This window comes from Roseateles toxinivorans, from assembly GCF_004362525.1.
GTDB lineage: Bacteria > Pseudomonadota > Gammaproteobacteria > Burkholderiales > Burkholderiaceae_C > Paucibacter > Paucibacter toxinivorans.
The window spans coordinates 646,793-659,481 of the sequence record NZ_SNXS01000003.1; the positions used below are offsets into that span (position 1 = coordinate 646,793).

15 protein-coding genes are annotated in these 12,689 nt (G+C 67.0%); 1 reads left to right on the forward strand and 14 read right to left on the reverse strand.

Features of this window, described 5'->3' with window-relative positions:
• Nucleotides 1-3: 3 nt before the first annotated feature.
• The 11 genes from fliP to fliF form a co-directional block, all read right to left on the reverse strand.
• The gene (gene fliP, locus DES47_RS14270; RefSeq protein WP_279537335.1) at nucleotides 4-891 is read right to left on the reverse strand and encodes a flagellar type III secretion system pore protein FliP; all 888 of its coding nucleotides are present in this window, start codon (nucleotides 889-891) and stop codon (nucleotides 4-6) included.
• Complete coding sequence (locus DES47_RS14275; RefSeq protein WP_133701371.1) at nucleotides 776-1,150, reverse strand: FliO/MopB family protein; 375 nt, start codon at nucleotides 1,148-1,150, stop codon at nucleotides 776-778. The genes fliP and DES47_RS14275 overlap by 116 nt, the downstream gene beginning before the upstream one ends.
• Nucleotides 1,151-1,154: 4 nt before the next feature.
• A complete protein-coding gene (gene fliN, locus DES47_RS14280) occupies nucleotides 1,155-1,598 on the reverse strand; it encodes a flagellar motor switch protein FliN (RefSeq protein ID WP_133701372.1) in 444 nt (147 codons plus the stop codon).
• Nucleotides 1,588-2,592 carry a flagellar motor switch protein FliM gene (fliM, locus tag DES47_RS14285; protein WP_133701373.1) on the reverse strand — a complete coding sequence of 335 codons (1,005 nt, stop codon included), beginning with the start codon at nucleotides 2,590-2,592 and terminating at the stop codon, nucleotides 1,588-1,590. The genes fliN and fliM overlap by 11 nt, the downstream gene beginning before the upstream one ends.
• A 37-nt stretch (nucleotides 2,593-2,629) precedes the next feature.
• A complete protein-coding gene (locus tag DES47_RS14290; RefSeq protein ID WP_133701374.1) occupies nucleotides 2,630-3,217 on the reverse strand; it encodes a flagellar basal body-associated FliL family protein in 588 nt (195 codons plus the stop codon).
• 165 nt (nucleotides 3,218-3,382) lie between these two features.
• Nucleotides 3,383-4,936, reverse strand: coding sequence for a flagellar hook-length control protein FliK (locus DES47_RS14295; RefSeq protein ID WP_133701375.1), 1,554 nt, complete (start codon nucleotides 4,934-4,936; stop codon nucleotides 3,383-3,385).
• Nucleotides 4,937-4,964: 28 nt separating this feature from the next.
• Entirely contained in the window at nucleotides 4,965-5,444 is a 480-nt protein-coding gene (gene fliJ / locus DES47_RS14300) for a flagellar export protein FliJ (protein WP_133701376.1), read from the reverse strand.
• A 26-nt stretch (nucleotides 5,445-5,470) separates the two neighbouring features.
• On the reverse strand, nucleotides 5,471-6,910 hold the full coding sequence (gene fliI / locus DES47_RS14305; protein ID WP_133701377.1) for a flagellar protein export ATPase FliI: 1,440 nt from the start codon (nucleotides 6,908-6,910) through the stop codon (nucleotides 5,471-5,473).
• The gene (locus DES47_RS14310) at nucleotides 6,907-7,665 is read right to left on the reverse strand and encodes a FliH/SctL family protein (protein ID WP_133701378.1); all 759 of its coding nucleotides are present in this window, start codon (nucleotides 7,663-7,665) and stop codon (nucleotides 6,907-6,909) included. The genes fliI and DES47_RS14310 overlap by 4 nt, the downstream gene beginning before the upstream one ends.
• Before the next feature lie 14 nt (nucleotides 7,666-7,679).
• Entirely contained in the window at nucleotides 7,680-8,675 is a 996-nt protein-coding gene (gene fliG / locus DES47_RS14315; protein WP_133701577.1) for a flagellar motor switch protein FliG, read from the reverse strand.
• A gap of 34 nt (nucleotides 8,676-8,709) precedes the next feature.
• A complete protein-coding gene (fliF, locus tag DES47_RS14320; protein WP_133701379.1) occupies nucleotides 8,710-10,368 on the reverse strand; it encodes a flagellar basal-body MS-ring/collar protein FliF in 1,659 nt (552 codons plus the stop codon).
• Between the two features lie 200 nt (nucleotides 10,369-10,568).
• On the opposite strand from fliF, the gene fliE reads away from it, so the two are divergent.
• Nucleotides 10,569-10,892 carry a flagellar hook-basal body complex protein FliE gene (fliE, locus tag DES47_RS14325; protein WP_133701380.1) on the forward strand — a complete coding sequence of 108 codons (324 nt, stop codon included), beginning with the start codon at nucleotides 10,569-10,571 and terminating at the stop codon, nucleotides 10,890-10,892.
• 81 nt (nucleotides 10,893-10,973) lie between these two features.
• Here fliE and DES47_RS14330 read toward each other — a convergent pair whose 3' ends face one another.
• Genes DES47_RS14330 through DES47_RS14340 form a run of 3 tightly spaced genes read right to left on the reverse strand, consistent with a single transcriptional unit; the run spans nucleotide 10,974 to nucleotide 12,675 of the window.
• Nucleotides 10,974-11,483, reverse strand: coding sequence for a GspH/FimT family pseudopilin (locus DES47_RS14330; RefSeq protein WP_166652017.1), 510 nt, complete (start codon nucleotides 11,481-11,483; stop codon nucleotides 10,974-10,976).
• A gap of 1 nt (nucleotide 11,484) precedes the next feature.
• Nucleotides 11,485-11,919, reverse strand: coding sequence for a type IV pilin protein (locus DES47_RS14335; RefSeq protein ID WP_133701382.1), 435 nt, complete (start codon nucleotides 11,917-11,919; stop codon nucleotides 11,485-11,487).
• Between the two features lie 9 nt (nucleotides 11,920-11,928).
• Complete coding sequence (locus DES47_RS14340) at nucleotides 11,929-12,675, reverse strand: flagellar brake protein (protein WP_166652000.1); 747 nt, start codon at nucleotides 12,673-12,675, stop codon at nucleotides 11,929-11,931.
• Between the last annotated feature and the right edge of the window lie 14 nt (nucleotides 12,676-12,689).

Sequence of the window (12,689 nt, forward strand, 5' to 3'; positions counted from 1 at the left end):
AAACTAGGTGGCGAAAGAGGCGGCAAGTGAGCCGATCAGCAGGTTCCACCCATCGGCGAGCACGAACAGCATCAGCTTGAAGGGAAGGGCGACCAGCACCGGCGACAGCATCATCATGCCCAGGCTCATCAGCACGCTGGCCACGATCATGTCGATGATCAGGAAGGGGATGAAGATCAGGAAGCCGATCTGGAAGGCGCTCTTCAGCTCGCTGGTCACGAAGGCCGGCACCAGCACCTTCAGCGGCACGTTCTCGGCCTTCACGGCCGGGTCCAGCTTGGCCAGCTTGGCGAACAGGGCGACGTCGGACTGGCGCGTCTGCTTCAGCATGAAGCCGCGCACCGGTACCTCGGCGCGCTTGAGCGCCTCGTCGGTGCCGATCTGGTTGGCGCTATAGGGTACCCAGGCATCGCTGTATACCTTGTCTATGGTCGGGCCCATGACGAAGAAGGTCAGGAACAGGCTCAGGCCCAGAATCACCTGATTGGGCGGCGCCGATTGCGTGCCCAGCGCCTGGCGCAGCAGGGACAGCACAATGACGATGCGGGTGAAGCCGGTCATCATCAGCAGCACGGCCGGCAGAAAGCCCAGGGCGGTGAAGAACAGCAGGGTCTGGATCGGCACCGAGTAGCTGGTGCCGCCCGCGCCCTGGCCGATGATCAAGGGCAGGTTGGCGTTGCCGCCCGCCGCCTGCGCTAAAGCCGCTGTGGACAGCGTCGATAACACCGACACGGCCAGGGCTGGCAAGAGCCGCCTCAGCTGCGCCGAGAATAAGTTAATGCGCACCGGGATCTCCCGAGGTGGCGCCGCCCGAGCCGCCGCCCGAACGAAAGCGCGACAGCAGCTGCGCGAACGGTGCAGCCTGCAGGCCGACAAGACCCGCTGGCACATCGCCCTGCGGCGCCATCGTGTGCAGGGTCGTGATCTGTTGAGACGTGACCCCCAACACGAGCCAGCGGCGCTCCTCGCCCTGGCCCACTTCGACCGTGAGCAGGCGCTGATTCGGCGACAGCGGCAGCACCGCCACCGTGCGCATCAGGCCGCCGGATGCGGCACCGCCCATGGGCGTGCGCTTCAGCAGCCACAGGGCCAGCGGAATCATCGCGATGATGGCGATGAACCAGAGGATGGGGTAGAGACTGGTACCCATGGGCTCAGAGCTTGGACAGGCGACGCATCCGTTCCGACGGCGTGACGATGTCCGTCAGCCGGATACCGAACTTGTCGTTCACCACCACCACCTCGCCCTGGGCGATCAGGTAGCCATTGACAAGCACGTCCATCGGTTCGCCGGCCAGCGCGTCGAGTTCCACCACCGAGCCCTGGGCCAGCTGCAGGATGTTCTTGATCGGGATGCGGGTGCGGCCCAGCTCCACGGTCAGCTGGACCGGGATGTCCAGGATCATGTTGATGTCGTTGCCGGCCGCGTTGGTCGTGGTCGGCGCGAAGCTGGAGAACGAGGCCGGCGAGACCTGTTCGGCCGGCTGCTGCACCTCGCTGGCGACCTCGGGACTCTTGGATTCCGCCAGGGCCGCGGCCCATTCGGCGGCCATCGCGTCCTGTTCGTCTGATGAGGATGAGGGATCGTCAGGACTCATGGGCTTCTCCCAACCAGCTGTCGTTGGAGCTGGTCAACATTTTGTCAATCTTGATGGCGTACTTGCCGTTCGAGGTGCCGTAGTGGCAGTCGAACACCGGCACGCCATCGACCTTGGCTTGAATCATCGGGTCCAGATCGAGCTCGATGAAGTCACCGGGCTTGAAGGACAGCAATTGCTCCACCGTTGCCGGCGCGGTGGCCAGCGTGGCCACCAGATCGACCTCGGCGGCCTGGATCTGGTTCTTCAGCAGCTTGACCCAACGGCGGTCGGGCTCGTTGGAGTCGCCCTGGATGCTGGAATACAGCACATCGCGTATCGGCTCCAGCGTCGAGTAGGGGATGCAGAAATGGATGGTGCCGCTGGTGTCGCCGATCTCCAGCGTGAACGAGGTGGCAACGACGATTTCGCTGGGCGTGGCGATATTGGCGAACTGCGGCTGCATCTCCGAGCGCTGGTAGTCCAGCTCCAGCGGATAGATGCCGTGCCAGGCCTTCTTGTACTCGGCCGTCACCACCTCGACCAGGCGGGTGATGACGCGTTGCTCTGTGGGCGAGAAGTCGCGACCTTCGATGCGTGCATGGAACTTGCCGCCGCCGCCGAACAGGGCATCGATGACGGCGAACACCAGGGTCGGGTCACAGACGATGAGCCCGGAGCCGCGCAGCGGCCGCACAGAGACGATGTTGAAGTTGGTCGGCACCACGATCTCGCGCAGAAAGGCGCTGTACTTCTGCACCTTGATGCCGCCAATGGCGACTTCCGGGCTCTTGCGTATGAAGTTGAACAGGCCGATGCGGATATTGCGGGCGAAGCGCTCGTTGATGATTTCCATCGTGGGCATGCGCCCACGCACGATGCGTTCCTGGCTCGCGAGGTTGTAGTCGCGTATGCCACCCTGCTGTTCTTCTTCCTGCTCGAGCTTCTGGCTCTCGCCGGTGATGCCCTGCAGAAGTGCATCAACTTCGTCTTGTGACAGTATTTGCTGATTCATGCTGGCTTCACAACAGAGTGTCCGTTGGTCATCGCCATCACTGGATGATGAAATTCGAGAAGTGCACCTTCAGCACCGGGCTGGCCTGGGCGGCTTTCTTCTTCTTCTTTTTCTTCGGAGCCTCTTCGGCTGCGACTTCATCATCTTCGGGGTCGAGCTCGATGCCCATAGGCAGCACCGAGGCGCGCAGGATGTCGCGGGCGAGCTTCTCCTTGCCTTCCAGGCTCAACAGCTCGGCCGAGGTCTTGTGGGCCAGAATCATCAGCACATTGCTGCGGATGGCGGGCATGAAGGCCTTCATCTGGTCACCGGTGGCCTGATCGACCACCTCCAGCGTGATGCCGACCTGGGCGAAGCGGTCAGCGTCCTTGTCGGCCAGATTGACAGTGAACGGGTCCAGCGGCAGGAATACCGGCGGGTGCTTGGGATCGATCTTGATGTGGGCGGCTGCAGGAGCGCCGTCCTCGGCGCCTTCCTCATCGGCCGCAGCGGCCTTCTTCTTCATCATCAACACGGCCGCCCCACCCCCTACCAGCACCACCAGCAGGACCGCGGCGATGATGATGATGAGTTTCTTCTTGCCTTTGGGGGCAGCGGCGTCGCCCGCGGGTGCTGCTGTGGCCATCTGAACTCCTTGGTGTTGCGTCTTGCCGAAGTGCCTGCGCGCGATGCGCTCAGGGACGGCCCTCAATACAGCCCATTATTGAGAAAACCCCCCGCTTCAATGCCTTGAAAAGGGGGGTAAAGATCTGAATTCAATGGCCGATAAGGCCGCGGCTGCCCCCGAGAGCTAGGCGTACATATCGAGCACACCGATCTGGGTGCGGCGCCCGGCCTGCTGGCCCATCGCCAGTCCGGGGTTGTCCAACGCGCCGCTGTCGTCTCCGATGCCTGTGGTGCCCTGGCGGGCACCCTGATTCTTCGCCTGATCGTCCTGCTGTGCATCACGCTGTTGCTGGAACACGCCGCCGCCGCTGAGCGTCATGCCGGCGTCGCGCAGCGCCGCGGCCAGCTCGGGCAGGCTGCGCTCCAGCACCTCGCGGGTGGCCGCATGCTGGGCGTGGAATTCGACCTGTGCCTGCTGACCATCGAGCTGAATCTGCACCGAGACCGGGCCCATCTCAGCCGGATTCAGGTGCAGCTGCGCCTTTTGCACGCCTTCGCTGGCCAGCAGCGTCAGCCGGGTCGCCATCTCGGGCGCAAAGCCGGGTTCATGCAGAGGGCTGCTGACGGTGACCGGTGTGGACGGGGCGCTGGCCTGCGCGCCGTTCGGCCCGGTAGGCGCGGCGGCGGTGGCGGCTTGCAGCATCTGGCCGAAGCTGGCCGCGCCGACCTGGGGCTTGGCGTCGATGGCCAAGCTCTTGGCCGATTCCTGTGCTGCGCTGGCCAGCGCCGTCGATTCGGTGCGCTGGGTAGAAGCAATGGAAGCCTGCTGTGCCGGATCTGCCGCGACGGGTTCCGCTTTGGTTCGCGCAGCAGCACCCGCCGGTGTCGATGCTGCGGCGAGCTCGGCGCCCGGCAGCGGCGAGGTGGCGTCGCCGGTGGTGACGGGGCTGGCGGAGGCATCGGCCTTGACCGAGCCGTTGGCGCTGGCGGCGCCAACCGCCGCTTGACCGAATACGGCCTGAGCGACGCTGGGCATCAGGCTGGCGAGTGACCCGGGGTCGGCCGCAGCGTCCGGCGAGACGCTGACGGCGGCTGCGGCGTCGGGCTCTGCGCCGGTGGCGCCGGGCAGCCCGGCGTCCCGGGCCGACAGGCTGGCGGTGGTCGGTTCGGGCGTTGCCGCGGTCAGCATCACGGCCGCCAGACCGGCGTCGTCAGTCGCGCCCGTTTTGGTGGTGCGGCGGCTGAGCTCACCGGCCACCGCGTCGTCGGCGGCTGCGGAGGCCTTGTCCGTGGCGGCGGCATCGGTCTGGCCGGGAGTCTTGGCTGCTGCGGTCGGGGCCTTGGCCTTGGCAGCGGCGTTGGCCGGCGCGTTGACCGTTTTGACCGCCGGCTTGGCCCCGGTGGCGCTGGGGCTGTCACTCTTGGCCGCAGCGGCGTTGGCGCTGCGCTCCGCCTGGGCCGGTGCGCGGTCGGGCGCCACCGGCACCGGCTCGGTGCTGCGGGGCACATCCGGCTCGCGTGGCGGTGGCTCCACCTCGACGCGTGGCATCGGCGGGCGCTCGGGCAGGGGCGGTTTGGTCGGTGCCGCAGGCAGTTGCGTGACCGAGCCCAGCAACTGGGCGAAGTTCTGGCCCGGGCGCTTGGCCGCGCCGACGTCTGCGCCGAGGCCGGCCAGCAGTGTGCCGGACCTGGCCGCGGTCTGGGCGAGGGAGGGAATGGAAGAGCTGTTGATGGTCATGGTGTGGCCTCGCTAGGTGGCAGGGCAATCAATGTGGGTGGGCCATCAGTCGGCTCAGCGGGTGGCCAGCGCCCCAGCCGGCGCGCGAGGCCTGCTCGTCGGTGGACTTCTGGTCCTGGCGGGCCAGCCGGCCCAGCATTTCCTGGCGCCGGCGTTCGATCAGCTTGCGCACCGACAGCACGCGCAGCTCGCGCTGCGTCAGCAGTTCGCGGGCGATGGTGACGCGGCTGTCGGCGTGCTGCACCACCGTGCTCTGGTGGCTGATGGCCTGGTCCAGACGCGAGCCGAAGCTCTGGTAGCACATCACGATGTCCATCGTGCCCTGACGCGAGAACTGGCTGTTCCAGCGCAGCTGGTAGTCGCGGCGGTATTGCTCCAGCTGATCCGCCTGGGCCCTGGCCTGGTCGGCGCGGTTGCTGGCGTCCTGCAGATCGCGCAGCGCTTCGTCGCGCTCGGTCTCGGCGTGCTCGAGCAGCACGCTCAGGGTTTGCAGGTTGTTGGTGTCCATGGAGGGCTTTCGGTGTACTGCGTCCGTCAGGCCACGCCGCGTTCGGCGCCGCCCACCAGGGAAGTCAATTGGCGCACGCACAGCGGCAGCGGGGCCGGGCTGTGCATGTCTTGCTGCAGCAGCAGCACCATCTGGCCATGCAGGCGCACGGCGGTGTCCAACTCGGTGTCATGGCCGGGGGCGTAGGCGCCCAGCTGTATCAGGTCGCGGGCCTTGTTGTACTTGGCCAGCAGCTGGCGGAAGCGGCGCGAGGCTTCGATGTGCTGCTGTGAGGCGACATTGGTCATCACGCGCGAGACCGAGCGCTCGACATCGATGGCCGGGTAGTGGCCGGCCTCGGCCAGCTCGCGGCTGAGCACGATGTGGCCGTCCAGAATGCCGCGGGCGGCATCGGCGATCGGGTCCTGCTGGTCGTCGCCCTCGCTCAGCACGGTGTAGAAGGCGGTGATCGAGCCCTGGCCGTTGAGGCCGTTGCCGCTGCGCTCGACCAGCTGGGGCAGCTTGGCAAAGCAGCTGGGTGGATAGCCCTTGGTGGCCGGCGGCTCGCCGATGGCCAGGGCAATCTCGCGTTGCGCCATTGCATAGCGGGTCAGCGAGTCCATCAGCAGCAGCACATGCTGGCCGCGGTCACGGAAGTGTTCGGCAATCGCCGTGGCATAGGTGGCGCCCTGCATGCGCACCAGCGGCGGCGCATCGGCCGGCGCGGCAACGACGACGGAGCGCTTGATGCCTTCCTCGCCGAGGATGTCCTCGATGAATTCCTTGACCTCGCGGCCGCGTTCGCCGATCAGCCCGACGACGATCACATCGGCCTGGGTGTAGCGGGCCATCATGCCCAGCAGCACCGATTTGCCGACACCGGTGCCTGCGAACAGTCCCAGGCGCTGGCCGCGGCCGACCGTGAGCATGGCGTTGATCGAGCGCACGCCGGTGTCCAGCGGCGTGCGCACCGGGTCGCGGTCCATGGCATTGATGGGGCGGCGCACCATCGGTTCACTGTGCACCTGGCTCAAGGGGCCCTTTCGATCCATGGGCGCTCCATGCGAGTCGACGACACGGCCCAGCAGGCCATCGCCCATGGGCAGATGCAGGCCGCGGTCTTCGCTGCGGCGCCAGGGGTGGTTGACCTGGCCCAGCACCGGGGCCGACGGCGGCACGGTGCGAGGCTGCACGCGCGCGCCGCTGGCCAGGCCCTGCACCTCGTCGGTGGGCATCAGATAGGCCCGGTCGCCCGAGAAGCCGACCACCTCGGCATGCACCGGGCGTTCACCGGCGCGGGCGGTAGGGGAGTGGATCTCGCAGACGGAGCCGACGGGCACGCGCACGCCGGCGGCTTCGAGCACCAGGCCGGCCACTCGCACCAGCGTGCCCTGCGACTCCAGATTGACCGGCGCCTCGGCGAAGGCGACCATGTCCTGCAGATAGGCCTGCCAGCGCTGGGTGCGGTCCTGCAGATGGGCGTTCATGTTTCTTCGTCCTCGTGGGCCGCATCCGGGCCTTCGCCGCCGTTCCATTCGGAGTCGTCGCCCATGCCCGCGGCGGCGCGCTTCCAGCGTGTGCCGATGCGCGCGTCGATGACACTGATGTCTGATTCAACCAGGCAGCCGCCGCGGGCAATGCTGGGGTCGCCCAGCAACTGTGCGCCGCGGGCATGCAGGTCGGCGCCGGCGCCCTCGTTGACCAGGGGCATGTCGGCCGGATGCACGCGCACGCGCACATGGCGGGCGCTGAGCAGCAGGGCCTCCACCGCCTCACGGGCGACCTGCACCACATGCTCGGGGCGCTGGGTGATCTCGCTGCGCACCACCTGCCGTGCCAGCTCGACCGCGCTCTGCGCCAGCGCCGTGGCCATGGCCTGCTCCAGGCCTTGCAGGTCGCTGTCGAAGCTGCGCAGCAGCGCGCCGATCTGGCTCGTCATCTGCTGGGCAAAGGTGTGCTTGAAGGCGTCCAGCGCGGCCATGCCGTCGCGGTAGCCGTCCTGATAGCCGGTCTGGCGCGCCGCGTGCAGCTGCTGGGCCGGATCGAGCTTCGGTGTCTCGGGCTTGGCCGCAGCGGCTGGTGGCGGTGAGGGGGCGCGGCGGTCCTGGAAGGAGCCGGGCGTCCAGGCGGTGGCGTTCTGCACCTCTTCGCGCGGAATGAAGCGGCCGTAGGTGGTGGCGCGTGGCTGGCCGTCGGCATTCAGCGGCGGTGGAACCTGGCGTGGGGTGCGGGCGGCGTTCATGGGTCTTCAGCTCATCAGAGGAAGTCGTCGTCGCCGCCGGTGGCCAGCACGATCTGGCCTTCGTCGACGAGGCGGCGCACGGTCTTGAGCATTTCCTTCTGCTCGGCCTCGACCTCGGACACGCGCACCGGGCCGCGGCTGTCGAGGTCTTCGCGCAGCGTCTCGGCGGCGCGGGTGGACATATTGCGGAAAACCTTCTCGCGCAGCTCGGGCGTGGCGCCCTTCAGGGCGATGATCAGCGACTCGGACTGCACTTCCTTCAGCAGGGCCTGGAAGCCCTTGTCGTCGAGCTTGTCCAGGTCGTCGAAGGTGAACATGTTGTCCATGATCTTCTGCGCCAGATCGCTGTCGGCCTCGCGGATGTAGTCCAGCACCGAGGTCTCGACGCTGGAGCCCATCATATTGATGATCTCGGCCGCCGTCTTGGCGCCGCCCAGCGAGGACTTCTTCAGCCGGTCACCGCCGGCCAGCACCTTGCTCATGACCTCGTTCAGGTCCTTCAGCGCCGAGGGCTGGATGCCATCGAGCGTCGCCACGCGAATCAGGACCTCGTTGCGCTGGCGCTCGGTGAAGGCCTTCAACACGTCGGCGGCCTGGTCGAAGTCCAGATGCACCAGGATCGCGGCGACGATCTGGGGGTGTTCATTGCGCAGCAGCTCGGCTACTGAACCACCGTCCATCCATTTCAGGCTTTCGATGCCCGAGACGTCGCTGCCCTGCAGGATGCGGTCGATCAGCAGATTGGCCTTCTCATCTCCGAGGGCCCGACGCAACACAGCCTTGACGTATTCGTCGGTGTCGGACACGAGCATGCTCTGGTCGCCGGCGATCTCGGTGAACTTGTCCAGCACGGTATTGACGCGCTCGCGCGGGATCACCTTCAACTTGGCGATGGTCTCGCCGAGCTTCTGCACTTCTTTCGGTGCGAGGTGCTTGAACACCTCGGCAGCCTCCTCCTCGCCGAGTGACATCAGCAGGATGGCTGCGTTTTCCACGCCTTCGTCGTCCATGCTCATAAGGTAGTCCGTTCAGTCCGGTATGGCGTCACTTGACTTCGCCATTCACCCAATTGCGCACGATATTGGCGACCGCGGCAGGGTTTTCCTTGGCCAGGGCGCGCACGTTCTCCAGCCGCTTGTCGTCGCCTGGGGCGGGCAGCGCCTGCAAGGCGGAGCCGGGCAGGGCATTGTCGTCATCCACCACGGCGTCCAGCTGGCTGCCCTTTTCCGGGGCGGGAGGCGGCGCCATCGCCGCGCGTATGGCCGGGCGCACCATGCCGAACACGGCGATCAGGGCCACCAGCACCAGGGCGGCGGGCACGGCGCCGGCACGCACCATGTCGATCAGCCAGGGCTGTTTCCAGATCGGCATGTCGGGGGCCTCGATCTTGTCCACCTTGAACGGAGCGTTGATCAGCTTGACCGAATCGCCGCGCTCCTGGTTGAAGCCCATCGTCTCCTTGACCAGGGCGGTGAGCTTCTCGATCTCGTCGGCAGGCAGGGGCTGCTGCGTGGTCTTGCCCTTGGCGTCGGTGACGCTGCGGTTGTTCAGCACCACGGCGGCATTCAGGCGCCTGACCACGCCGGTGGCGTTGCGCGTTACCCGCACCGTCTTGTCGACCTCGAAATTGGTCGTGTTGTCCTTGCGCGAGCTGGTGTTGCTGCTGCCCTGGGCGGCCTGCAAGGGCGCCGCGGCGCCGGTGATCGGGGCGGTGGCCGGCACCGGCGGCTGATTGGTGGCGGCACCCGGCACGCCCGAGGGGGCGGCGCTGCTGCCGTTGATCGATTCGGTGGACTGCAGGCTGCGGATGCTGGCCGTGGCATTGGCACCCTGGTTCGGCTTGAACTCCTCGGAGGTGGCCTCGGTCTGCGAGAAATCGACCTCGGCGGTGACGCTGGCGCGCAGATTGTCGCGGCCCACCACCGGCTCCAGCAGCTCATAGATGCGCTTGCTGAAATTGGCCTCGATCTGCTGCTTGTACTGCAGCTGCTGGCCGTCCAGGCCGGAGCCGGTGTCGCCGGTGGACGACAGCAGGGCGCCGGTATGGTCCAGCACGCTGACGGCGCGGGCATTGAGCTCGGGCACGCTGGCCGAGACCAGGTGGACGATGCCGGCAACCTGGGCGCGGTCCAGTGTGCGGCCGCCGCGCACCGTCAGCATCACCGAGGCGCTGGGTTTTTGCTGCTCGCGAAAGAAGCCGTTCTGCTGCGGCATGGCCAGGTGCACGCGGGCATCGGCCACATCGGCCAGTGCGGTGATGGTGCGGGTCAGCTCGCCCTCCAGCGCGCGCTGGAAGTTCAGGCGTTCGTTGAACTGGGTCTGGCCTATCGACTGCTTGTCCATCAGCTCGAAGCCGATCACGCTGCCCTTGGGCAGGCCGGCCGAGGCCAGCTTCATGCGCACGTCATAGACCTGGCTTGCAGGCACCAGGATGGTGCCGCCCGGCTCGTTCTTGTAGGGCACGTTCATCGTTGCCAGCTGGGCAATGACGGCGCCGCCGTCCTTGTCGGACAGGCCGGTGAACACCGGCTTGTAGTCGCCCTGGCTGTTCCACAGGCTCATCGCCACCAGCACGGCCACCAGGGTGGCCACGCCCAGGCCCATCATCAGCTTGCTGCGCGCCGGCAGGGCCACCAGCCGCGCACCGAAACCGGTCGGCGGGGCGGCAGTCATGTCCAGCGGGGAGAGCAGGGCGTTGTCCATGGGCGGCGAGGGTGAGGCGAAGAAGCTGCGAAACAGACCCGGGACCGGGTTTGGGATGGAGCTGATTATTCGTTTCTAAAGCGAAACGAAAGCCGGGAACAGCCCGCAATTCCAAGTTCAGTTCCGGCATTCGCTGCCGAGGCGCACGCCTACCATTCGATCCATGCTTCCACAGGCCTCTATGCCTTCAGGAGTGCACCATGGACCTCAGACTCAAACCCTTCGATTTTGCCGCCGCCGCCGCCCGTGCCGGGATGACGCCCACCGGTCAGCCTCTGGCGACCAAGGGCGCAGCTCAGGCCGCCGACTTCAGCGCGCTGCTGAGCCAGAGCCTGAAGACGGTGAGTGCCTCGCAGATGGAGGCCTCGCGCCTTCAGCGCGAGGTGCAACTGGACAATCCGACGGTGAGCCTGGAAGAGACCATGGTCTCGATGCAGAAGGCGCAGATCGGCTTTCAGACGACCTTGCAGGTCCGCAACCGCCTTGTACAGGCGTACTCGGACATCATGAATATGCAGGTCTGATGGGTTGGAGTGGACCCGGATTGCATCCGGGCTACGCGACTCCTGTAGCCCGGATGCAATCCGGGGAGCTACAGGCTCAGTTCAACAAGCCTCCAGCCCGCTGACCGATCCCTCGGCCGCGCAGACGCGCGAGCGCCCGCTACCCGTCAGCTCCACCCTCAGGCGCTTGCCGCCCAGGCTGCTGAACTCGACGCGGCCCGGCTGCATCACCCGGCCCAGCTGGGGGTCGAACTCGATCGCCTGGCTGACGGCCAGCTCAACGCCCTTGAAGTCCTCGCCTCCGCCGCGGCTGATATCACAGCGCAGCGCTGGGTTGAGGCCTTTGCAGTCGCAGGGCCTTGCGAAGGCCACGCCCCAGCACCAGGGGGCCCCGGGCTGGAAGGTGACATGCACGCTGCGCCCCAGTCGCACGCTCTCCTCGCGGGCGAAGCGCAGGTCGTCGGCCAGCGCATTCGCCGCGCCCTTGACCCGCTGCTTGTCCAGAAAGCTGTTGTAGCTGGGTACGGCCAAGGCCGTGAGTATGGCCAGCACGGCAATGGTGAACACCAGCTCGGTCAAGGTCAAGCCACGTTGAATCAAGCGTGGCTGCATGTCAGCGATTCCAGCAACTGGCCCTGGGGCCGTAGTCGGTGCCGCTGGGCGACACGGTGAGACGCAGCGCTCTGCAGTCGCCGTCCTTGGCCTGAGCGCTGCCGGGTGCCGCCGTGGCGGTGGCGCTGTAGCCATCAGCGCCACTGCTGTTGATCTGCAGGCTGTACAAGCCTTCGAGGCTGTGGGCCGGCAGGCCCAGCGCAGCCAGATCGCCGGCGTAGCGGCCGTTCTGGTACTGATAGCTGCTCTGCGCCTGCTGCAAACGGGTCAGCGCGGTGATTGCATCATGACGCTTGCCGCGGCGAAGATAGCTGTTGAACGAGGGCAGGGCGATCGCCGCGATGATCGCCACGATCACGCACACGGTGGCCACCTCGACCAGGGTGAAGCCGCGGTTCGGCCGCGCTAGCGTTCGGACGACCAGGGCTGCAGGCATGGCGGCCGCTCAGCGGGTCTGCAGCACGCGTCGGCGCTTCTGCGTCTGGTCGATATAGCGCTGCAGATCGCGCGTTGCCAGGGCCGACAATTCGTCGAAGGCGCAACCGAGCTGCACGCCGCCGGCCGATCCACTCAGCTGGCTGACATGCTGCACGCGCAGGCGCAGGTCCAACTGGGTGCTGCGGTCCAGCTGCAACTGCACCGGCGCGATCAGCTGGCCGGCCTGCCAGGGCGGCTGGGCCATCAGCTCGGCCGGGGCCAGCAGGGCCACGCCGCTGGCGCTGACGTCCAGTATGCGCAAGTACAGGCTCTGGCTGGGAGACGTCGGGTGGGGCAGGGTGGCGCGTGGCGCGCTGGCATCGAGCGGCTGCACACGATAGGCGCTGCGGCGCTGGAAGCGGAACATCTCGGATGGCAGATCGGCGCGCAGGGTGCTGCCCTGCGGGCCATTGACGAGCATCGGGTTGGCGAGCTGGAACTGCAGCTTGATGCGGTCCAGATAGGCAACGGCGACGACGTCGCCGGCCTCGATCAGCTGGTGCAGCGAGCGGTCCACCCTGTCAGCGCTGAAGCTGAGGTTCTGGCTGTCGGTGTCTATGGCGGCCAGGGTGGTGCTGTAGTGGCCACCGTCGGGCGCGGCCAGGGTGAGCACCAGCCCCTGGTCCTGGATCTCGCGCAGCAGGCCGAGGATCTCGGCCGGGGCCTTGAGGCTCAGCTCGGGTGGGGTGGGTTCAGGCTGGGTCAATGTCGGCATGCGCGAGCTCAGCC